The organism is Bradyrhizobium sp. USDA 4541 (assembly GCF_024171085.1).
Taxonomy (GTDB): domain Bacteria; phylum Pseudomonadota; class Alphaproteobacteria; order Rhizobiales; family Xanthobacteraceae; genus Bradyrhizobium; species Bradyrhizobium australafricanum.
The window spans coordinates 8,473,515-8,495,402 of record NZ_JALJZF010000001.1 but is presented as its reverse complement, the minus strand read 5'-3'; the positions used below and the strand labels follow the sequence as shown (position 1 = coordinate 8,495,402).

General features: G+C 58.2%; 15 protein-coding genes. 4 read left to right on the top strand and 11 right to left on the bottom strand.

The genetic code is table 11. The features are described from left to right. Positions 1 to 91: 91 nt before the first annotated feature. The 6 genes from J2R80_RS40455 to J2R80_RS40430 all read right to left on the bottom strand — a co-directional run bounded on the left by J2R80_RS40455 (position 92) and on the right by J2R80_RS40430 (position 8,531). Positions 92 to 1,240 carry a hypothetical protein gene (locus tag J2R80_RS40455; RefSeq protein WP_253640637.1) on the bottom strand — a complete coding sequence of 383 codons (1,149 nt, stop codon included), beginning with the start codon at positions 1,238 to 1,240 and terminating at the stop codon, positions 92 to 94. Beyond that, complete coding sequence (locus tag J2R80_RS40450; RefSeq protein ID WP_253640636.1) at positions 1,237 to 1,605, bottom strand: hypothetical protein; 369 nt, start codon at positions 1,603 to 1,605, stop codon at positions 1,237 to 1,239. Before J2R80_RS40450 ends, J2R80_RS40455 begins: the two co-directional genes overlap by 4 nt. After that, complete coding sequence (locus J2R80_RS40445) at positions 1,602 to 3,971, bottom strand: hypothetical protein (protein ID WP_253640635.1); 2,370 nt, start codon at positions 3,969 to 3,971, stop codon at positions 1,602 to 1,604. Before J2R80_RS40445 ends, J2R80_RS40450 begins: the two co-directional genes overlap by 4 nt. Further along, entirely contained in the window at positions 3,961 to 4,899 is a 939-nt protein-coding gene (locus tag J2R80_RS40440; RefSeq protein ID WP_253640634.1) for a PD-(D/E)XK nuclease family protein, read from the bottom strand. Before J2R80_RS40440 ends, J2R80_RS40445 begins: the two co-directional genes overlap by 11 nt. Then, a complete protein-coding gene (locus tag J2R80_RS40435; protein WP_253640633.1) occupies positions 4,899 to 5,255 on the bottom strand; it encodes a helix-turn-helix domain-containing protein in 357 nt (118 codons plus the stop codon). Before J2R80_RS40435 ends, J2R80_RS40440 begins: the two co-directional genes overlap by 1 nt. A gap of 237 nt (positions 5,256 to 5,492) precedes the next feature. Beyond that, positions 5,493 to 8,531, bottom strand: coding sequence for a DEAD/DEAH box helicase (locus J2R80_RS40430; protein WP_253640632.1), 3,039 nt, complete (start codon positions 8,529 to 8,531; stop codon positions 5,493 to 5,495). Between the two features lie 417 nt (positions 8,532 to 8,948). Between J2R80_RS40430 and J2R80_RS40425 the strand changes: the two genes are divergently transcribed. The 3 genes from J2R80_RS40425 to J2R80_RS40415 all read left to right on the top strand — a co-directional run bounded on the left by J2R80_RS40425 (position 8,949) and on the right by J2R80_RS40415 (position 11,246). Further along, positions 8,949 to 9,755 (top strand): type IV toxin-antitoxin system AbiEi family antitoxin, encoded by an 807-nt coding sequence (locus J2R80_RS40425; protein ID WP_253640631.1) that lies wholly within the window; start codon positions 8,949 to 8,951, stop codon positions 9,753 to 9,755. Then, positions 9,730 to 10,629 carry a nucleotidyl transferase AbiEii/AbiGii toxin family protein gene (locus J2R80_RS40420; protein ID WP_253640630.1) on the top strand — a complete coding sequence of 300 codons (900 nt, stop codon included), beginning with the start codon at positions 9,730 to 9,732 and terminating at the stop codon, positions 10,627 to 10,629. The genes J2R80_RS40425 and J2R80_RS40420 overlap by 26 nt, the downstream gene beginning before the upstream one ends. A 140-nt stretch (positions 10,630 to 10,769) precedes the next feature. Continuing rightward, complete coding sequence (locus J2R80_RS40415) at positions 10,770 to 11,246, top strand: hypothetical protein (RefSeq protein ID WP_253640629.1); 477 nt, start codon at positions 10,770 to 10,772, stop codon at positions 11,244 to 11,246. Between the two features lie 259 nt (positions 11,247 to 11,505). Here J2R80_RS40415 and J2R80_RS40410 read toward each other — a convergent pair whose 3' ends face one another. The 5 genes from J2R80_RS40410 to J2R80_RS40390 all read right to left on the bottom strand — a co-directional run bounded on the left by J2R80_RS40410 (position 11,506) and on the right by J2R80_RS40390 (position 20,466). Beyond that, positions 11,506 to 13,560: a CHAT domain-containing protein gene (locus J2R80_RS40410; protein ID WP_253640628.1), complete on the bottom strand. Its 2,055-nt coding sequence runs from the start codon at positions 13,558 to 13,560 to the stop codon at positions 11,506 to 11,508. A 14-nt stretch (positions 13,561 to 13,574) separates the two neighbouring features. Further along, on the bottom strand, positions 13,575 to 14,963 hold the full coding sequence (locus tag J2R80_RS40405; RefSeq protein WP_253640627.1) for a metallophosphoesterase: 1,389 nt from the start codon (positions 14,961 to 14,963) through the stop codon (positions 13,575 to 13,577). Between the two features lie 31 nt (positions 14,964 to 14,994). After that, entirely contained in the window at positions 14,995 to 15,765 is a 771-nt protein-coding gene (locus tag J2R80_RS40400) for a hypothetical protein (protein ID WP_253640626.1), read from the bottom strand. Positions 15,766 to 16,388: 623 nt separating this feature from the next. Beyond that, positions 16,389 to 18,542, bottom strand: coding sequence for a hypothetical protein (locus J2R80_RS40395; protein WP_253640625.1), 2,154 nt, complete (start codon positions 18,540 to 18,542; stop codon positions 16,389 to 16,391). A 334-nt stretch (positions 18,543 to 18,876) separates the two neighbouring features. Further along, positions 18,877 to 20,466, bottom strand: a complete 1,590-nt coding sequence (locus tag J2R80_RS40390; protein ID WP_253640624.1) for a carbohydrate porin — start codon at positions 20,464 to 20,466, stop codon at positions 18,877 to 18,879. A gap of 700 nt (positions 20,467 to 21,166) precedes the next feature. Here J2R80_RS40390 and J2R80_RS40385 point away from each other — a divergent pair. Beyond that, positions 21,167 to 21,853 (top strand): hypothetical protein, encoded by a 687-nt coding sequence (locus J2R80_RS40385; RefSeq protein WP_253640623.1) that lies wholly within the window; start codon positions 21,167 to 21,169, stop codon positions 21,851 to 21,853. Positions 21,854 to 21,888 lie beyond the last annotated feature (35 nt).

Here is a 21,888-nt window from a genome sequence, read left to right as displayed (position 1 = left end):
CTGAACGATAGGCTACAGAAAATAACGGTGGCTGTGGCTTCGGGGCGTGGCCAAACGGCCGGGATGACAAAAAGCGATTGTAAAAGGAAGTTCAGGGCCTCGTGTTAAGCGAGTCCCTAAGCCCCTTGACGCGATCCGTCTCCCATTGTTGGTAATCGATGGGGGCATTCCAAAAAGTAGTCCATGCTTGATTAAGCAGCCCAATAATTGGCGCTGTAGGATTGTCAGCGGCCGGGATGACTTCGATAGCTCGAATTCCCCGATGAGCCGCGTCGACGATTTGGACAAGCAGGCCTTCTGCGTAGCATTGGCGATATTCGGCGGAGGGCCGATAGTTCATCACATGACAAAACTCCCGCCAAGCACGCTCGATCATCGCGGCATCCTTCCGATGAGCCTCAGTTTTGCGGAGCATTAGTACAAGAGCCCGCATTCGCGCATCGTCGGCTGGATGGGTAGTGCCGATGGTGAGCGGCGTTTGGAACGGGTCACTGCCCCGCTTTACGCAAAGATGATAGTGAGACCAGGCATAGGCAGGACCCGATGCGGTCAAGCCAAACAGATCGCAGAACATCTCTTCCAGCCAGCTCTTGCTCCAGCAGGTGCGCCAGAGTTGGATTTGAAAAAGACGCCCATCTTGGTTGCCGAGTCGATCAGCTGCATCCGCGTCTGCTTGGAAGTGGCGGACCATCGCAAAGGCGGCATCCGAGAATGCGGCTTCATATCCAGACAACTGCGTTAGGTCGAGGCTGCGATGAATGGGGTGGCATAATTCGTGGTAGATATCGGGCAAATGAAGCAGAAACCGGCTTTCGATGAGAGGCAGACAAAGGAGGTTGAAATCGGAGTAGACGTGAAAATAGTCCTGCGACGTCTGGCTGATCACCGGTGTTAGAAGTGGATACTTGATCTCATCACAGATGCCGGTGATCAAACGGTTAAGGAAATTGTCGTCGGTGCCTGCGCGATTGAGAGCGAATACACCAATACTCTCGACATCATGTACGCGCTCTACAACGCGCTTGAACGCGCGCACCCGCCGCGGCGTTTGGAGCCTGCTGTCGACTATCCGTTCCCTTCTTAGAGCGTTGAGTTCGTCGGATGCGCGGTCAAGCCTGTTGAGACAATTCTGCCGGAGGCCGTCATATTCGCGCGGGTAGCGATTTTGAATGATGTTCTTTAGCTGTCGAATGCGCTCGAGAGATTGTTGGATCGAGCCAACAAGATACTCTTCGATCATGCACGTCCTCGGAGGCGGTTAGCGACCTCGGAGCGTTCATTTTCCAGTTCTGTCGCCAATTTTTCCAGCTGTTTCTGGTCGGATGCGTCGACCTGCCCAGAGAGCAAGCGGCGCCCAAGGCGTTCGAAGTTAACGAGAGGCTCGCCAGTAGGCGATCGCAGGAGGCTGTCCAACATAAGGGCTTCGTAGGAATGCGAGGACTGTCCGTGATCCCTCGCGTCGACGAGAAGTTGCCCAAGTCGCATCTGCTCTGAGCCCGGCTTCGCTGTGCCATCGGTTCTCATATGCTCGATGACCGTATCGATCAACGACGCAAAGAAATCGACATTTGCATAAATGCCATTCAGCAGGCTGAGGTCGCTCATGATGCATCCGCCACATCATCATCGATACCAAAGTCGACTTCGTCTTCGTTTACATCTTCTGCCTCCTCGAACAATCTGCGATCGCAGAGCTTAATCGAGATCGGAAGTCTCATTGCGCCTTCAGGTCGTCCCCATGTCAGGCAACTTAGATCGAAGACATCGGCAAGGCACAGGTCGATTGCCATCGAGCCGTGCCGGCGCTTGACATGAAGGGGCTTGGCAGTACCGGGGATAGCGAACGGCTCTCCAGTGGTGCACACGAAACCCTCAGCGTCCCCGATCCGTACAAAACTACCTACCGGAGGATTGCTTACGATCGGAGCGCCGCCGTCCCGGCCTGGCGTCACATCGAAGAGACGCATGGCGGCGGGCGCCGACTTTGCGATCTCAAGGACCGTGAGCCGCCAATCGTCCGAAATTACGCCGTCCAGCGCGAGCTTCCGGCACGCCTCCTTGAGACCCTCGACCTCGGAGTCCCAGGCTCGTCCGTCACGATGAACCACGATTTCGATCGGCGTGCTTCCTAAATTCGTTTTCTCTTTGCTTACAAGGTCGACGACGTATTGTGCTACCTGGTTTTTGAGCAGCCGCTCCTTCTGGCGGGACGGTTTGGTCAAGAAACGTATGATGCGACCCCCGCCGGCGATCAACGTGAAGGCCGATGTGCTATTCTTGACGTCGATGCCTATGACAATGTCAGCGTTCAGCTTCGAACTAAGCACGAATGGCCACTTGGCATTTGTAAGAAGGATCTTGTTCAAGACGACATTGCGGACATAGCCGCGCAAGCGCCGTTGTTCTGTGTCCTTTGCAACATATCGCAGTTCGTTGTTCCGCCGCTGCATCGTATAAGCCCGCCGGACCATATCGGTATGAATCACAGAGGCCGTCAGCTCGAATTTCTGGCCAAGTTCCTTTACGACCCACGCCGCTAGCTTGTCCGCGGAACGCGGGCGTCGATCGGCGCGATGGACCATGACCAATGCAAAGCCGGGCCGCACCTCGGCGGCCTCCATTGCTGCTCTAATGGCGCGCGACTGCCCCGCGAAGTCACGCGAACCATTGAGGTCGTCGTATACAATAACCTCCGGCTCGTACTCTCCGCCGCAGGAGTAGAGCGACTTCAATTGCGTTTTGAGATCAGAGAGAAATTGTGTGCCCGAACTGTTATGAATGCTTTTGGGAACAATGAAGTATTGTCGCGAGAGCACGGACTGCTCGAAGAAACCGGCGTTGGGATCCTCAAGGAGTTTGAGGCGGTTTTTGCTGTAGTCTCGCACGAGGGTAAGGTCGTCCCCTTGCTCGCCCAGCTTCAGCCGTCGGTTGTTACCGAACAGAAGCGTCGGCAGCGGGAAGAGCTCGGCATCAGCGGCGCCAGGCTTGTCAGCCACCTTCAACTCGGCCCCGGACACTTGGAGTGATGCGAGGAATGTCCGGACGATGCGATCGATTTGGGTGCGTCGGTCCGCAGGTTCAGCAGTCGTCTCCGATTGATGTTGCGCTCCCGAGGCCGCATGGGTGTCCTCAATCAGATAGCACAACGCTGCCGGGGCGGATTTTTGCTCTGGACCACTTGTACGGAAGTAGATCGCAGCTCCTTCAGGTGACAGGTTGGCCACTGCCGGTGGAACGGGTGTCGGCATGCTGGCGTGGAGGTACTCGATCAGGCTCACGGCCCTGCCGGAGAGTGGGATCGATCTCGCTCCCACCTTTGCATCGGACAACCCGGACAATTTGACTGAGAACCAGGTGTCTCCCATCTTGTAGAGGCAGGACCGTCCCTTTAATCGAGCGACGGCATCGCGCGTGATTGAGGTCGATAACGGTGATCGAGCGATAAGCTTGCGGCGCAGATCGACAACGATCCCATAGCCGCCGTCCGTGTGCGGTACGATGCGCACCGTGAACCCGTCATACAGATCGAGCTCGCCGAGAGATTTGGTGGGCCTTCTGAAATAGAATGGCAGACCCGATCCCGGCCGCCAGAGCCTAGGATCCCGAAGGAGGGGGGCTTCAACCGCAAACTGGAGGAAGCGCATGCGCACAGCGTCGAGCGCAGAGCCATCCGGGCAGAAGGTAAGCTCGATCACTTCCATTGTGTCGCGAAGCATGGCAACTCCGCCAACGAGGAGCACCTCGCTGGGCGGTTCGCCGTAGCCTTTGGGGATAAGAGCAAACGTGACGTCATCGCGTTCATACATCGCGACCGGTGCCCTCATCAGCGAGCTCAATCGTCGGCGGATTTTCTGAAGGTTGCCGTAGTAGTCCATGCTATCGCGCCGCAAGCCGCCGACCTGGAAAAGCCGGTATTCGGCTTTGAGGGTTTCCAGGCCTTCGATCTTGAAGCTGTTCGTTTCAGTGGGCATTCACCTTCTCCCAGCAAAGAGAGCGGAATTGGCAGGCCTGACACGTCTCGGCGGAGCTAGCGGGAAGGAAATCCTCAATCTCTACATCGACGCTTTTTCGTTCATCGACGAGGCAATGCATTTCGTACGCGGACTCAACAGCATAATCCTCCGCTTCCTCAATCAGGTCGATGTCCAAAGCGTGCTCACGCACCAAGCCCGTCAAAAGTTGTACTTCCAATAGACGGATGTGCTCCGGCCGGCACTCAAAGTCCTCCGGAAAATCCTTGTGCTTGCACCGACTGAGGACGATCGCGTAGGTCGCTAGCTGCAGCCACGCGTCGTTCTCGGCAAGGGCGTGAACTTTCCAGTCGATGATGATAGGCGGCGCGCCGCGTTGGAAAGCGATCACGTCTGGCCTGGCGGAGGCGGTTACTCCGTCGATCAACGGGACGTTTAGTGGCCTCTGCGCGGCGACAAAACTCGACGTCTTCAAGGCTGTTCGGATTGCGTCCATCTCATAGAGATTTACGAGAGCTTGCTCTATCTCGTCCCAAGCATGATCGAGCTCTCCATCAGACGGCCGGGGGCCGTACTCCATCGTGTAGAGTAGGCAAAAATCGTCTCCTTCCTCTCCGACGCGGAGATTGGGATCGTTTATGGGATGTTCGAGCGCAAAGTTCAGTTGACGCTCGTAAAGCTCTCTTGCGAGAACCTTCACGCTGCTGAGCATCACTGGCGTCCCGCGATTAACCCCGGGCACGATTACTTTCGAGATGATGTCGTCGACAATCTGCCCACGCCATGCGCTCAAGGTCTGCAACTTCGATAGGAGGTGAGCGCGCCGTCGGAGCGGATCTTTTGCACGACCATTCGCAACAATGCTTTTGAAGTACCACTGCCGCTGGCATTTTCGAAAAGTGCGGCTTGCAGAGTACGACCAGCGCATCACCCTCTCCGTTTTCTGGACCGGATGAACTGCAGGTACTCGACCAAGGCGTTTTGCTCCTCTTCGGTTATCGGAATCGATCCGATACGCGCGGCGGCTTTGCTTGGCGCATCGATGTCAGAAGAATTCGGAACGGGGAATCCGGCCAGCTCCAACAGGAGCTCGTAGGGCACTTCGTACGCGACTGCGAGCTTATGTAGATTCTGGGGAGCCGGCATCTTGATCTTCCCAGTTTCCAACTGACTTAAGTAAGCGTTCGAGATGCCTGTCTCGGTTTGCACGGCACGGAGTGTCTTGCCGGTCACAGTCCGGGCGGACGCTAGAAAATCGGCCAGCCTTTTTGTGGAATCACCCATTTGCTTAGCGTGGCAATCAATGCTAAGTTTGTCAAGCAGAAATACGCTAGTTATTTCAATGTCATGGCAGGTGAATTGCTCCGCATCTCCAGAATTTACTAGAGGTTGTTCATTCTGGGCGGTGTAACGCGGTGGCCCGTTTTAGCCATTCAGAGTCGTGCGATCGGCTCGCGACCCTGTTGTTCGGAGCTGGCTCGCGATTGAAGACACGCAACACCTGCTCAGCCCGGTTTTAGACTACGCGGCGGATGCTCTTTCCTGCGCGATCTCGCCGAGTGCCTTCGCTGGCGCTTTCCCGACGCACCGCTCCAACGTCTCGGGGCTCAAGGAAAGCGCTGCGTCGACGGTCCGTGCTCCGGCAGAGAACAGGGCGAGATACTGACCGCGAGACAAGGCAATGGGCAACCCGATCAGCTCCAATGCCTCGGCAGGAAGACCGAACTCGAGGCGGCGGAGGAGCCCGTCGAGCGCGAGCAGGAAGTCGGGCTGCGCGGGGAACAGAGCGGACAGGATCTGGTGCGCCGATCGGAGATGGAAGCGCGCGCCGTCCGCGATGCGGGCGATGTCGCCGTAATTGATGACGCCTTGGCGGAGGTTTGTTGTGTAGCGTCGCTCGATCTCGTCGACGGGAACGCCCTCGATCCAGTCGTAAAGGATGGCTGCGCGCTTGCACCGCGCAACGAATTCGAAATCGCCATCGCAGTAGCGTTGCAGGAAGTGTGCCATGTCGGCCCCGTAGCGTTGTCCGACCTGGCTGGCGCGGACGGACTCGGCGCGGCCCTTCTTCATCACCGGCGTGTAGATCGCGTCCATCTCGGCGAGCACCTGGACGATGCCCAGCACCGTGACCGGGGCGGTGCGCGAGATGTCCAGCTGACGCATCAGCTCGATTAGGCGCAGGCTCGATTCAAACGCGAGGGACGACGATCCGCAGGCGCGACCGAGCAGCGTCAGGCGGACGAGGTCGCCGTCGCGTTCGGCGAGGCCGGCCTGCAGCAGGCGGTCGACAAGCGCGGCGATGTCGCCTTCGGTCTGGCGGATCCAGTGGGGATTTGCCAGAGACGCCGAATAACCGCCGAAGGTGTTGGCGAGCAGTCCTGGGATATCCTCGGCCCGCACGCCGCGGACCTGGCTGAGCAGGCGAAGGATCCAGGTCGGCAGATCGCGCTGCTTGAACGAGGACGTGACGTCCTCGGGCCTTCCGAGGACGTACTTCTGGAACAGCTGGGCCCGTTCGACCGGTGTCTCCGCCAGGATGATGGCCTTGCCGGTCTCGTTGAAGCCGAGCCGGCCGGCGCGGCCGGCCATATTCTTGTACTCGGCGATTGTGAAGGGGCGGCCGTCCTCCCCAAGGAACTCGTTCTCCGCGAGGATAACCGTCGAGGCCGGGCTGTTGATGCCGGCGGCGAGCGTGGTGGTGGCCGCGAGGGCGTGGATCTGTCCGCCCTCCGCGCGGTATCCGCCCTGCGCGCGGTATCCGCGCTCGACGGCCTCGCGTTCAGCGCGGAGCAGATTGGTGTTGTGAAAGGCAGTGCCCCCTTGGAGGCAAAGGCGCAAGACCTGGGATGCCGCCGTCAGGTCCTGTGTCGGTAGGACGGCGAGAACGTCGGTGGCGGGGCCTAGTCCCAGCTCATTCGCCAGATAGCGCGCGCAGCCTTGTGCGGGGCCGCGCGTGTTGCGGAAGACGATGATCTTCTCGCCTTGCCCGACCAGCTGCTTGGCGAGCGGCACGATCACGTCCTGCGAGCTCGGTTTGTCGCGGCGCTGAACGATGTGGCTGGGCGGGACCAGGGTCTCCGTCTTTGTCGTTCCGTCGATGTCGACGAACTGGAAGGTGCCGCGCCGGTCGAGCACGCCCTCGATGAGCGGGACGGGACGGTCGCGCGATGTCAGCAACGGCAGGTCGAGCCATCGGTCGAAACTGTTGAGGTTACCGATCACGGCAGACAGGACAACGAGCTGAGGATCGATGCCGCGCTGGCGGGCGCGCAGCAGAAGCGCGAAAATCAATTCGACGGTGATGCCACGGCTTGGATCGGTGATGAACTGGCCTTCGTCCAGCACGACCAGACCGAGCTGATTGAGCAGACGCGGCGAGGAGAGTGCCAGATTGAGGAACATCTCATACGTGAAAAAACCAAGGTCGTACCGTCCGCTCAATACGGGACCGATGCCGTCGGAGGCATCGCCACTGCAACGGACGACGCGCAGGCCGGCAGGCGAGAAGCGAGCGCTGAAGTCCTCGAACTTCTCGTTCACCAGCGCGCGGTAGGGCAGCAGGAAGACGGCCTTCTTGCCGGCGGCGACCGCGCGGATGGCCGCGAGCTCGCCGACGAGAGTCTTGCCGCTGCTGGTCGGCGCCACGACGAGGAGCGAATTGCCGTTGAGCACGCCGAACTCGTTCACGGCCTTGAGCTGCAATGCGTTCAGGCCGCCCGGGAACGTCACTTTCCACTGGTCGACGATCTCCTGCGGCAGGCCTGCGTCGGCTAGTTCAGAGAAGGAGCCTGTGATCTGGCGCACCGGAATGGCGGGGAAAGCCGCAGCATAGTTCGCGCCGCGCGTCAGAGCCGGGAAGACCAGTCCGCCCTGCACTGTGCCGAGGAAGACGGGCGTTTGCGTCACACCGATCCGCGTCGCCTCGACGCGCGCCAAGCGGATGATCTCGCCGGCGACCTCCGGGAAGCTGATGGGAGCTCCAGCGGTGCCGCTCATCGCCTCGATAGTCGCGTACGTCAGAAGGCCGTGACCAGTGCCGGGCTGCTCCCACGCGGCTTCGGTCGGCGCGCAGGCCGCGAGGAGGATCCGGCCCTCACCGAAGATGCCTGTCAGCGCGAAGGCGCTGCGTGGCTTGGCGGCCGTCTCCAGCACTCGGGCGGGCGCATGACCACTGAAGCAGCAATCGAGGATGCAAAGGACGATCTTGGCTTTCGTGGTTCGGAAGGCCTCGGCCAGCACGGTCATCGATAGCGCCGTGCCGGGGAGATCGGACGGTTCGGTGTCATACAAGATCAGGCTGCCGTCGGGAGAGCCATGACCAGCGAAACTCAGCACTACGATGTCGTCGGGGGTCGCGGCGCTTAAGGTACCGACGACCGCGTCCCGCACGTCGGAAAGCGTCGCCTGTTCATCGACAAGGAGGCGTGCCGCGAGACCGGGTACGGAATCCGTAAACAGCGCCCATAGGGCGGTGGCATCGCGCTTCGCTCCGCCAAGCTCCGGCACCTTCGGACTCTGATGCCGGTCGATGCCGACGAAGACAGCCTTCAACGCCATCCTTGCCCTCCTGGGCCAAGTGGCGAGATTCTCTCGCCGAAATGGTTCGCCCGCCTAGAAGGGCGCGTGCGGGGGAAATAGGGCACAGCCAACGGGTTGCAAGGATGGAACAGGACGCATCCACTGACATATTGCGGTTCTCACCTCGTCAGGCGACCGGCAACCGTCCATCAAGTTTCAGGGACCGCCGGATCCCTTGGGACCCGCCAATCTCGCGATCTGGTAGTTGGCCGTGTTGTTGCGTTCGCGGGACAGCGCTGGAAATGCTAATTGTATGCAATCCGTTTACATAAAGTGACGAAAATCGTCTGTTTCCATACGCAAAATGCGAAGTCCCAGTACAGTTTGGAACTGATTTTGCGATCCGTTGTTGAAAAACGATGAAAAACGTATATTTTCATACATGGATCGCAAAACATGAAGCTCAAGGCATTTATAGAATCGATGCTTGCGAAAGGGCGCCTTTCGTTTGACCGGGACGAGGTCGTCACCGCGCTCGGCGTGGCTCCGGATGCGGTGCTCGCGGCGGCACGGCGGGCGCAATCCGCCGGCATCCTGCTGCACCCCCGCCGGGGCTTCTTCGTGATCGTCCCGCCACAGGCCCGGGTGTTCGGCGCACCGCCGGTCAACCAGATCATCGATCCACTGATGAAGTTCGAGGGCGCCCGCTACTACGTTGGGCTGCTTAAGGCCGCCGAGCTGCATGGCGCCGCGCATCAGGCGGTGATGGAATTCCAGGTCGTCTGCGACAAGCGCCTTCCCGAGATCGAGATCGGTCGATCCGTCATCCGGTCGTTCTTCCGGAAGGAATGGCCCGATGCCGGGCTGATCGAGATCAGGACGACGGATACAGGGACGTACCTCGTCTCCGGAGCAACCCTGACGGCTTTCGATCTATGTCGGTATCCGGCCGCGGCCGGAACGCTAGATGCGGCGGCGACCGTGATCGCCGAACTCGCCGAGCAGATGAACGAGAAGCAGATCGACACCGCGCTCGCAAACGTTGAGCGTCCGGTGGCGCAACGTCTTGGATACATTCTCGATCACGTCGGACAGCCGCACCTGGCCGAGCGTATTCTGCACGCGATGAAGTCGGACTTCAGACTGAGCGATTTTGATCCTCCCGGCAGCGATCCGGAGCAGGTGCAGATCGACAGACGATGGAAGCTAAAAATCCACAAGCCGCTGGAGACCGACTATGATTCCGAAGGCCCACATCCTTGAATGGGCGGCCAAGACGCCTTGGCCCGAGGAGCGGCAGGTCGAGCAGGATCTGATTATCTGCCGAGCGCTCGTCGCGATCTTTTCCGATGACTTCCTTCGCCCGCGGCTGGCATTCCGCGGCGGCACGGCCCTCAACAAGCTCTTCTTCAGCGGCGCCTACCGCTACTCGGAGGATATCGACCTGGTGCAGACGACGGCGGAGCCGATAGGTCCGACGATCGACGCGCTGCGCAGCGTGCTGGACGGGTGGCTGGGTCGTGGCTCCTACCAGCACAAGATGCATTCGCCCAAGATGATCTACAAGGTTGCCGCGAACGACGGCGGGAGCATCCGTCTTAAGGTTGAGATCAACACCCGCGAACACGCGTCCTACTTCGATCACGCCGACAAGCCGTTCGCGATCGAGAGCGCATGGTTTTCGGGCAAGGCAGATATCCGGACGTTTCTGATCGACGAGATACTCTCGACCAAACTGCGTGCGCTGCTTCAGCGAGACAAGGGCAGGGACGTGTTCGACATCGGCCATGCCCTCGAGAACTTCGATGGGATGGACCCTGAAGCCGTAGTGAAGGGGCTGACGCATTACCTCGGCATGTCGGGCACGATGATCTATCGCTCGGCCGCCGAGGAGCGTCTGTTCGCTAAGGTGCGGACGATGACGATGCTCGATGACATGCGCGCACTCGTCCCGGCCTCTCAGCGGCATTTCATCACGGAGGAGGCGGGCAAGAAGGCCATTTGCAGCGTCCTCAACGCGCTGGTTCCGCACCTGCCGGGAAAGTCTTGGGTAAAGTCGCTCGAAGTGATCAAGGAGCTCGGACTCGAGCCGCTGTTGAAGCAGGGTTCGCGTGGGCACCTGTGGAAGCCGAGCTAGTCGATACCTGGCGAGCGAACGCGGTCTGGTTTTGAAGGCGAACGATGTCAAATCCGTGGGACCCATTTCCGCTGCCTCGCCGAGGCGATAACTCCGCGAGCACCACTCACGAATGGTTCGGTAGAGCAATTGGGCAATGGGTGCATGTCGAGTTTCAGCTGGCCCTGCTGTTCTCCGTCTGCCTCGGCCGTCCACGACATGCTGAAATGGTCAGGGAATTCGGGACCGGGGTGACCTTCAGGAAACGGCTTGATCGTCTGCGGTCCGCAGCGACTGCTTTCTTCTCGGCGAGGAATCTTGCGGAGCTAGAAGCCGAATTTCGGGCAATCTGCGTCGCGGCCGAAGGCTTCGCCAAGCGACGGAACGAGGTCGCGCACTCCGTGGTGTTTCCGAGCATTTTCCTCCCTTCATTCATCGAGGATCGGCTCGGAGGCTTCGACGGGAGATGGGCTCTGGCGCCGCCGTACTATTCGCTCAAGGACTTCGATGCTCAGGGGTATCCAAAGTTCGCGTACACCTCCCGCGAACTGAATACGCTGGTAGTTCGACTTGCCGAGTTCAAGATGAAGATCGAGGCTTTGGAAATCGCGTTGATTGGAGCTGTCCGCAACCCTTGAACAGATTGGATTGCCATCGTTTGGGCACCTAGGAACGCTTTCTCTTCGGTAACATCACCATCGAAAGAGACTTCCGGGAACAAGGGTGTCAATCGGCACGCAAGTTGCTATCCAAATTGCTCGGATACAGTGAGATCATCACCTCATTGACTCCTGCGCGCGCATTCACCGGCAGGGAATGGATACTCATCCAGAACCGTCATCGTGACCTGCGAGCGAGACTAAATCTCCATGGTTTCATGCTGTGTCTTCTCGACGACTACGTGCCGGCAATTGCAACTCTAGCGCTGGGGTCGCCGTAAAAGCAGTAGGCCACGTACGTGTCGCGCCCCGAAGCTGGATCGTATCCCTTCGCGCGCACTTTCCTAAAAATCTGGGCGACGGTCTGGCCCGGATTCTGTTTGATTTCCTGGTAAAATAAAGTGGCGATCTCGTGCGCGATCGTGTCTTCGACGCTCCATAGCGGTGCAATAACCGCAGTTGCGCCGAGCTTGATGAAGGACGCGACAAAGCCTCCCAATCCGACCAGAGAAGGTATGATGCGTCCGATCTCACAAGCGTTCAGAAAGATGACGGGGCGGGTCTGAGCGAAGAGCTCCCCTAATCCGTCAATGCCGAGGATGTTGGACGAGCTGAGTTCTTCGTTGTTGTCCAGCCGAATACACTGGATGCCCGCGGCAGTATCCTTGCCGTGGCAGATAAAATGGATAAGGGAGCGGGAAACAGTCCCTAACTCCTTTCCGACGCTCTCGAACGAAGCAGGGCGAATGATGTCGCCGGGATACTGCTCGACGACCATATTTGCTTCATTCAGGGAGTTCTTGAGGATCATCGTGCCCGTATAGGCGGGCGCTATGATGGAGGAATCCGTTAAGCGCAGGGACCAGGCGGGGGCGACCGTCTTCTCGTCCGTCCATCGACCGATCTCGAACTCAACTCCGAGTGGGAGCCGTCTTGAGAAAGTCGGAACCGCCCTGTTGGGAATCATGAGTTCCCAAGGAATGAAAGGCTCAGCGCTGACGATCGCGATCGTCCTCAGCGGCGCCTTCGCGTCGATCAATGCCCAGAACACCTCGCGGAAGATTTCCGGTGAGGAGTCAAACAGAATGGCGCCAACGCCCTTCAGCTCGGCGATCAGTTGCGCTCGCGGCGTACCGGCTGCCGTGAAGCGCCCCATAAAGCCGTTGACGAGTTGCTGAGTAGTGCTCTGAAGATTCCAGGGTCCGGTAATTGGCGCCCGATACTTCTCCAGATGCGGAGTGCTTACGAAGCACCAGAACGATCGCCCATCTCGGCTCGGGTCAGCCGTGATTGTCACCGTCAAATCGGCAACGGGAGCGCCGTTCATCGGAACGACAAGGGTGTCGTTGGCGGGCGGCGACTCCGGGATGGTGTGTCCTGCAACTTCAATCGTTCGCGTGACTTGGCCGACGGATCTGGCGTCCACAAAGAAGTTGACCCCAATGAAGGCGATCCCATCTGTCCAGGATTCCATGGGCTCGACGATCGCTTCGATCGGCGGAAGAGCAATACGGAGATCTTCCCGCCGCAGCACGAAACTTACATTGGCGGCTCCCTTCAATCGGAAGTGGCTGCTCGTAAAGAACGTAGCCAGTACCGTGCTTCCCGCCGCGGCCTCGACGGCGCGAGAAGTTTCGCCGGCCAAGGGGGCGGACGAATCAAGGTAGACGTCGATGTTGAATTCGGTGCCGGGCTGTAATGGAAGATCCTTGTCGACGCCAACATGAGGCGTTCTCTTGACTGTGATGACCGGTTGTGGAGCTGTTGGGCTGGCTTCTTCAACCGCTGTCGGCCCATCGTCGCGTCTTTCAGTGCGCGGACTACGGCCGCCAATACCTCCGCCGTCCTGTCCGCCACCCTGATCAAAATGGTGGTACCAGGCGCCCCTCCGCCTGCTTGCACCACCGTCGGGTATGCCTCCGGGGCGAGGCACACTATCAGTGTCGAAGTCCACCTCGAGTTCGCCGCTGTGGGGATCAAACCCGGGGTCGTATCGACCGCCTCGAACCACACCGCCGTCCGGTATAACCGGTATTGGTGGATCGTTTTGAAGCCTATTGAAGCGAAGCAGGGCCGCACTATCGGCCTCTTTGACTTTTGCACGTTCGTCCGGTGGGAGTTCCGTCATTAAGTGTAGGCGCAGCTCGTGCAGGTAGGGGTAAGCCTTCACGAACCAGTCGTCGGCGGCTTCAAATGGCTCGAACACCGCCAGTGCCGACTGGAAAGCCCCTGAACTAAAAGTCGCGACCGCTTCCGAAAAACGCAATTCGGTGATGGCGAGCGCCTGTGCCATGGGTTGCATCATGTTTAACTGAACTGCTCTTGCTTGGTTTGAAAGCCTGTTTCGTCGATATACCTTGTGGTCAGTGCGGGCCCATCGAAGTCCAAGACCGCGAACCCCATGTAAGCCCACTTTTCCGGCCAATTGCCGATGAAGCGTCGGTCCTCGAAGGTCGCCGGCTCAACGTAGGGATCTGCCTCCGCGTGCGTCATGTAGACGGGAACGCCGCCATGCCCGATCAAACGAGGGTATCTCACTTTGCCGTGTGAAGAGTAGGCGATGCAGCGGTGCTCATGTCCCCAGAGAGCCGCGTCGATCCGGCCAGAATCCAGCACTCGCTTCAATTTGGTTCTCAGCACGGCCCCAACGGTGTCAGATGGCTCGTAAGCGCTGAAGAACTGGTGATGCGAAAGCAGCATCGTCTTCTGCTGGTTTGCTCCGACGGTGTCTTCAACCCATTTAGCCTGAGGATCGCGCAGCCCGTTGTCATCGTAAGCCGTGTCTAGGCCGAGGATCTGCCAGTTCTTGTTATAGAGCCTGAAGAAGCTCGATTTGGCTTGTTTGGCAAAGCGGGGATCGGCAAGCAGGGTATCGTAGTAGCCATAGCCTCCGGAGTACATGTCGTGGTTGCCGTTGAGGCTCCACGAGCCAATCCGGGTCTGCTCTGATTTGTGGACGGGCCAATAGGGAAGAAATCGCTCTTGATATTCGAAGTCCCAGCCCGAGTAATACACATCGCCAAGGTGTATGACATGGCAATCGATGTCGCTGGCCAGGCATTCGTCAACGTACTTGCGCATGGCGACAGCTGTGGCTTGTGCGCGAGGAAGACCGCTTCCCCAGTCTCCAACGATTACCAGGCGACAACGATCCTTCATCTCAAGGGCTGGAGCCGACGTTGCATTGAATGCACGTGGATTTTTGAACTTCTGGATGCCCATTGCGATCAATGAGCTAACCCAGCCTGGGTCCGTAACCGAGAACTGATCGAAGATGCGCCGGTTGATCCGGGTCCCGGTCACAGGATCAGTCTGGTCGCCACCATCGCCTCGACGCCCTGTACCCGGTTGGTCGACGGTGGAGGCATTCTTGTGTGCAATGTATCGCTCAAGTGCGCTCTGCGTGATGCTCAAAACGGGATCGCTGCTGATAAATGCCCGATTGGCCAATGGCGATGGATCGTCACCACGCCTACCAGAAGGTGGGATATCCGAGGCTCGAGGGCCGGAAGGAGCCGCCGCCTCAGCTGCCAATGATCGGTCAATCTCAGCGGCTGCCGCTTTCAAGTCGTCGTCTGAGACTTGGACTGGAGGTGTGTCGACGTCACCGCCACGCCTGCCACCACCGCCGAGAAAATCTCGCACGATCTCGAGTTGTTTCAGCACGAAATCTCTGTCGAGTACTTCGGCGATCATTCACTACTCCATGTGAATTCGAGCGCAACAGCTATTGGCCCGTAACGGAAGGGAGATCGTTTAGTTTGATGGCGAAACCTAGCATGATTTGGTCGACTCTCGCGCCAGTTTCGTCGAGGCGACCTCGCCGGTAGTTGCCAGAAACAGCGTAGTTTCCATCCTTGTCGATATTGTAAGTCACCGTGGAATCGAAAAGATAGTAATTCCGTGGCGACAGAGCGTCCTGAAGGAAGCTGTAGCTGGCGACCAGGTTGAAATTCTCAAACCACGATGGCCACAGGCCAAGCCCAGAGACCGGCTGGATCTCAAGTCCAACTCGAGGGCCAACGCGAAGGGCTTGGCTGTGATCAGTAAAAACCGGCTGCGTGATCTTGCCAGCCTGGCTCATATAGTCGGCGCGCAATTTGTACAACGGCACCACGTTGAAGTTAAATAGCGGATAAGGCGCGTTGATGAAGTTCGCTGTGCTGACTGGCTCCCATTCCCCTCGCAAGTAAGTCGACTTCAGCGCCCCTTCAAAGTCGGTGTTTACGCCCCCTTTGAGCCGAAAATAATGATCCGTCGGTTTTTCCTTGCCGACGTTCGCGAGCACAGTCTCAGATACCAAGCCGAAGGAAAGATTGTTGACGTTGGACGATACTTGGGAAGCGTTTGAATTCGATACCTTGTCGAAAGAGATATAGGGCGCTAAGGCGAAAGCCGGACGAACTGAGTATCGATCTTCTTCCTTTAGAGGACCGTAGTGGCCGTAGATTGGTACGACGACAACACCGCGAGCCGACCAAACGGTGTTGAATGACACGTTGTCACGGTTGTCGGAGAACTGCGCTCCGGTGACATCCTTGGTCGGCTTGGGAGCGGTCAGGGTATTAATGTCTTCCAGCGATTGCCGAACGAGGACATGTGCTTCGGTCCGGAAACCATCGTCAGTTCCTGTAGGACTCGGCTTCTTTGGGATATCGCTTGGCGGAGGGGCTGCGGGGATTTTTCGTCGTCCGCTTTCGTATTCCGCAGCCTGCGCATCGATTATGTCCGATTGCTTCTTTACGTATCCGAGCGCCTATCAGTTGCTGCCGGTCGATCGAATAAACGACTATAGCACTTTGCGGGACTCGCTTAGCTCCAGGTTAGCGAGCATCGTGTCGCTGACGAGTTCGTTGCGCTAGCCGCAGACTGGCCGAGATGATTTGTTATCCCGATCTTCCAGCACTTGCCGCAGGTCCTCGCCTGAGAGCTCCGCCTTGCATTCAATGAGACGTGCACCTGGACGAATGAGGACGGGAGGTCTGACCATCTCGCCTTTTCCACTACTTACTCATCATCATGCAGTTGCCGAAGCTCCCCTGGAGTGGACTGCGCCAAAAACCCTTCTGGATCAATCGAGACCGAAGGGCGAAGTGATCGCCTCGTAGTCCATGAAGGTCGTCATGCAAGTCCTTTTCCATTTACTGAAGCTCCTTTGGAGCGGGTGGGTTGATCATCGAGATGATCAAAGGCCAGTCGAAGCTCCCCCCCCCGCGGCTGCTCTGAATCCAATGCGACTTGCTCCTGAGTAAAAGCAGACCCGGCGGGTTGATCATCTCGCCCGTCGGTATGCTCCCGTACGTATTGATCGCCGAGCAGTCCCTGAAGCATCCCTGGAGAGAACGGCTCTCGATCAAGAGCAAATTCTTCCGGATCGATCGAGAACGGCAGGGCAGGATGATCGTCTGTTAGTCCGTGGAGCTCGTCATACAATTGCTTTTCCAGTCGCCGAAGCTCCTCCGGAGGAGTCGATGCTTGATCGAACCCAACGAACTGTTGGACGAAAACCCGCGGCACGGCTTGACCATCCGGCGGGTCAATCGACATCGAAGGGACGAAGTGATCGCCTCGTGGTCCGTGAAGGTCGTCATGCAAGTCCTTTTCCAGTTGCCGCAGCTCCTCTGGAGGGACGGAGACTGGCGAGTCGCTGGGTTGATCATCGAGATGATCCAGTACTCGCCGAAGATCTGCCTGAGGGAGCCGCTCCGAATCGGATGCGACTTGCTCCTGGATGAAAGCCGAGATGGCGGGTTGATCATCTCGCCCCTCGGTAAGCTCCTGTGCGTCTTCATCTTCGAGCAGTCGCCGAAACTCCGCTGGAGAGAACTGGTCTGGATCAATGATAAACTCTACTGGATCAAAGGAAAACGAGGGGGCGGGGGGATCCTCCGATTGCCGCTGAAGCTCGTTACCCAATTCCATTTCCAGTTGCTGAAGCTCCTCTGAAGGTAGGGAAACTGGCGAGGGGATAGCTTGGTCATCAAGATCGTCCCACAAGCGCCGAAGCTGCTGCTCCTGAGGAAGCTGCTCCGGCTCGACCGCGACCTGTCCTTCGAGGAGAGCCGACGGGACAGGTTGATTGTCGTGTCCCTCCTGATGCTCCTCTTGCCGATCAGCTTCGTACGACGCGCGGTGCTGCGCAGCGGCGATGTCGATGCGTGTCGGTTCTGTCAGTAAAGCGCCTTCGGGATTGATGAGCGGCACGTTCTGAGGGGAAGGATTGAGCTTAGCGCGAGTACGCCCTGGACGCACGATGGGCACGACGGCCCCCGTCGACCGAAAGGTCCGCAGATGCTCTAATGCTCTAGCAAGTCTGTCGCTATTAGAGGCACCGCTGAACTCGCGCATGTCACTGCCATCGCTCAGCGATTTGCCGTCTAGCCGAGCAACAATGCTTGGTTTGTTTTTTGCGAAGAGCCAACGGCTATAGCCAATAAGAGAACCTGCATGCTGCTTCGCCGTAACGGCAGCCATCCCGCCCTCAATAAGCGCCTCCTCAAGCCTGAAGATATCGGTAGCATCCTCGGGATAGAGAGGCCGTCTGTCCCACTGACCCCGGATTATGACGCCCGTTGAGGCGACCGGCATTGCTCCGCCACTTCCTCCGGAAGTGGTGCTTGCGCTCGGTTTCCGATATACTTGAACTTCTTCCAGATCGTTCAGCGTCCTCCGTCTTTTCGCTGCTCTCGATTGAGCTGTGTCAGGTTCATGATTGATGGCGGCCTCCTCGCTTGCCAGGAGATTGCTCCGGGCACGTGGATCCATCGCTTCATCCGGGGATTGCTGGCCATCGTTAGATGCGTCGTTCGCTGGGGGGAGCGGGCGCGGTCGCCCGCGAGAAACCGAATGACCGGAATCATGAAATGCACGAAGCACGCCTACGCCTGTCTTCATGAGGGCGTCTTTCGGAAAGTAAGTATCTAGGTGAATAACCAGGGACTGGTGGTCCCTTAGGTTAGTCGTTTGGCCACGGCGGCGGAGATCATTCGCCAGTCGACAAAGTGCCTGAGTATAAAGCTTGACCGTGTTCGGTTGTAGGTCCTTCTGAGCCTTATATTGAGCAATCGCTCTGTCGATAAGGTCGCGGTCTTCAGCAGATAGATGGGGATAGGAGCCTCCAGCGCCGACGGACGCAGGTTCGGACTGCCTTGTCTCAGCCAAGTGCTGCTCAAAGCCTTCTTGTCCGGCTTGGCTCGTCTGCAGCTCTTTCGAGACGTCGTGCTGCACCTGCGGCCAAGCTGGCACGTTAGACGGGTCGAAATCTTGCGGGTCCACGCTAACCTCTCCTCCAGGATCACCTGAACAGGTCTGCCTAGTCGGGCAAGCTTTCGAGAACCTGACGTGGTTAAGGTGCCGTACTGGAGGTTATTGGCGTTGGCCAATCCCGGAAATGACGGCGTTCGATATCAGCCTCTTCTCGGCAATCCCCTCGATCGTCCCTACAGACCTAACGTCGTCCATTTTGCGCAATCACTTACAGCTGGTGTCCCTTTACATCCGGTGTAACCGGCTCATCAAACGCAGATGCAGGACCGATCCTGCAAGCAGATCGCAGAGTTCCGCTTTCCGGGGGCACGCGAAGGTGGCAGCAGAACGGCGCTTGCCATAATCAGAAGAAAACCAGCGTAGACACCAGCAGATTGAGGGCGTGCTCGGTGTGAAGAGTATGTGTGACGCTTGTCGGGTTGTGGATATATGACAGTCCGGCGCTTGCATAGATGCCCGGGGCGAGATGGGCAGTATATGTGCCCGTGATCGCTAGTGTATCGCGATGCGCAAGCTGGCCTTTAGCCAAGGCAGCATCCACGGCAAACTTGCTCCAGGTCGTGTTGCTGGCGACGAGCGCAACCAGATCCTTGGGGCGACTATCAAACGGCCCTTTCGTATAAAGACGAAGCTCGTAATACTGGCTGATCCTGTTGAGGTCAGGCGGAGCTGCCATGACAGAGAATCCGCCATAGAGTCCGCGAGATGGCGACCCAGTGGCATCAGTTTGCCAAAATTGCCGGTCCGCAGCGATGTACTGAAAATTGTTGCCGCTCACTCGCTGTTGATCCGGGTCCGCCAAATTTTTGTAGCGGCTGGTGTTGAAACCAGTGCCGGCACGCAGCCATGTGTCGGGTGATCCAGGAGCGGCCTTGCTCCTGTAGCCGATCTCGTCGACAAGAAGCGTCCCCGCATTGGCCGTACTCCAGTTCAAGCCGGCGGGGTTCTCCTTGATCTCGGTATAGGGACCATCCGGACTGATTGAGCGCTGGAGTGAAATCTTGTTGTAGAAGCGATCGTCAAAATTGTACTTCAGGTTGACCGCCGGCGTGGGCGCAGCATTGGTGCTCACCCCTGCCTGGATCAAGGCGAACATGTTCGATCCGGTCATCCCTCCGAACAATGTGCCGGTAAACTCATTCTGGTTTCTCAGGTAACCAAGTTTGAGTTCGAGTTTCCTATCGAGGAAAGTCTGGTAGTAGGCGAGTGTGTTGAGCCCCACTCTGTCAGGCCCCGGGCGATCCCACGTCCAGTATTGCTGTTCGGCTCCGACGACAATCTGGCCATCGGGAATGCCAAATCGGCTGAGATCGTAAGTGACGATCAAGAAGTTCGCCGAAGCGAAGGTCGGGTTCTGGCCCATGTAAAGCTGGTTTGCGATTGGGCTTCTCGCTGCATTCGGCAGCTGATTATCTACAAAAGCGTTGTGTGTCCAACCGATATAGCCAATGCCGACATCTGCCAGCGCGGACCGAACGCCGCCGTTCTCCTGATCAATCGTATCTGCAGGACCAGGAATGGCGAGCCACAGCCCTTTTTCACGCAGATTGTCGTACCTGGCGAAGGGATCGATGGGCTTTTGCGCTCGCGTCTGAGCAAATCTATCGACACCGCTGCGCTTTTCAAAAGACTTATCGGCACGTGCCGCAGACGATGGGCGCCGAGGCTGGATTGCTTGACGCATCATCTCTGTCCGCAACTTTGTCGCCGGACCGGAAGCTTGTCTCCTTTCGCTGGCTTGATCTACAGCGTCGTTCCCGGGATCGAACTCGTCACCGGTTTGTGCCCGCGCGGCGTTGCCGAACAGGCAAGCCGCCAGCGAAACTGCGACAGCACGTCTGCATCGCTTGCCGATTGGCCGAAACGTGAAAACAGATGCCAAGGCGGCCGAAGACGTTCGAAGCGACGTCGCCGCAAGAAACCAATCACGCATAGCGTACTTCAGGTCCGTGTCAGCCGGTTATGATTGGAAAGAACTGTCGCTGATTGGCCGAGAGTGGCATCCCAACACTTTCACTTCCGAAGAGGCAGCAGATGATCTGCTCTGCAATTAACTTGCGCATCAGGCCGGAGCGCCGAAAGAGAGCAGTGCGCGCCGGTGCGGCAAGAGGTTGAGGACGAGTGCCTTTACCCCCGCCCTCACTTTATGAACACAGCCAGGCTGCTCGCCCCGGGACAGAGCAGGCCGGCGTTGGCGGGTACCTTGCGGGAAGATCCCTTTACTGACGAAGGGGTAAGCACCAGGAAGCAAATCTCGTGGTGCACGAGGCACGGGTTCATGGAGTTTTGTGATGCGCCAGACAATCGACTGGATCTGCGACCAGCTGCCTCTGGAATGTCTGCGCTCGCAGATCGCACGACGACGTCCATCCTGGTGGTCCCAGATGAATGGACGAAAGAGCCTTCGAGCGGCTTTGGTGGAGGCGGGCGAGCAGCTCGCTCGGTAAGGGCCGCTGGCACCGCCGAATCTGTCTTGCATTATGGGTCCTTCCCGTGCGCGGCTTTCATTGGTCCCGCTTGGCATGTGCCCGTGATCTCAATCAACCTGCTGAGATTGGTAGTTGATCGTGCGCAATGGTTGCCCTCCCTAAGAGGAATTGAGGCTCAGCCGTCGCTTAAGCGGCGCGTCTTGAGTGAAGCTGCAGGTCCTTCAAGGCGCGCAGGAAGCAAATGGGCAAGCGGTCGAGGAGGACCGCGAATATGACAATATCGACAGTCGGGACCTCTGGAGCGCGCGAACACCGCAAGCCCTCGGATCGGCGAAGCAAACCGGTCGAAAGAGGAATGCTGGACGAGGCGCGATGGTGATGATTGACGATGCGGTTGCTTTGGATTTACGACCGCTCTTGCGAGGGCCGTCGCGAGGCATTTTCCGAGTTTTGGTGCTTCTCCTTGTCCTCGTCAGCTCCAGTGCGGCTGGCGCTTGGCTTTGGGCCGACTCCGAAGAATTTGTCGGGACGCCGGAAGCCCACCAAATCGCTTCAACGATGAGCACGTCACTGGATGACAGGGCTTCCCTGTCCGAGATAAAATGGGCACAGCAGAAGGCTAGCGACGAGATCGCAGAACTGAACCGCCGGATCGATGCTCAGCGGGAGGAGCTCAAAGAGATCTTAGATCAGATCACCGCGCTGACTTCGAGGTTTGATTCCCTGCAGAATTCAGCGCCTGTCACTTCTACGCCTTCCGTTTCCGCCCCGCCGTCCGCCCAGGCTGCTTCGAGCCGGGCCAAGAAACGGCTCGGGCAGTCCACACCACAAGGACCTGTTTCCGTTGGAGGGGCGCCGGTGATCGCAGCACCAAAGGCAAGCGCGCCTTGACGTCGAAAGGCCGCGTTTTTGCCACCATGCCTGTT

Coding starts and splice junctions, on each gene's coding strand:
- J2R80_RS40445 (WP_253640635.1), bottom strand. CDS start 3,971: ATGCCCACTGAAACGAACAGCTTCAAGATCGAAGGCCTGGAAACCCTC.
- J2R80_RS40455 (WP_253640637.1), bottom strand. CDS start 1,240: ATGATCGAAGAGTATCTTGTTGGCTCGATCCAACAATCTCTCGAGCGC.
- J2R80_RS40435 (WP_253640633.1), bottom strand. CDS start 5,255: ATGGGTGATTCCACAAAAAGGCTGGCCGATTTTCTAGCGTCCGCCCGG.
- J2R80_RS40450 (WP_253640636.1), bottom strand. CDS start 1,605: ATGAGCGACCTCAGCCTGCTGAATGGCATTTATGCAAATGTCGATTTC.
- J2R80_RS40420 (WP_253640630.1), top strand. CDS start 9,730: ATGATTCCGAAGGCCCACATCCTTGAATGGGCGGCCAAGACGCCTTGG.
- J2R80_RS40405 (WP_253640627.1), bottom strand. CDS start 14,963: ATGATCGCCGAAGTACTCGACAGAGATTTCGTGCTGAAACAACTCGAG.
- J2R80_RS40440 (WP_253640634.1), bottom strand. CDS start 4,899: ATGCGCTGGTCGTACTCTGCAAGCCGCACTTTTCGAAAATGCCAGCGG.
- J2R80_RS40390 (WP_253640624.1), bottom strand. CDS start 20,466: ATGCGTGATTGGTTTCTTGCGGCGACGTCGCTTCGAACGTCTTCGGCC.
- J2R80_RS40430 (WP_253640632.1), bottom strand. CDS start 8,531: ATGGCGTTGAAGGCTGTCTTCGTCGGCATCGACCGGCATCAGAGTCCG.
- J2R80_RS40410 (WP_253640628.1), bottom strand. CDS start 13,560: ATGGCACAGGCGCTCGCCATCACCGAATTGCGTTTTTCGGAAGCGGTC.
- J2R80_RS40425 (WP_253640631.1), top strand. CDS start 8,949: ATGAAGCTCAAGGCATTTATAGAATCGATGCTTGCGAAAGGGCGCCTT.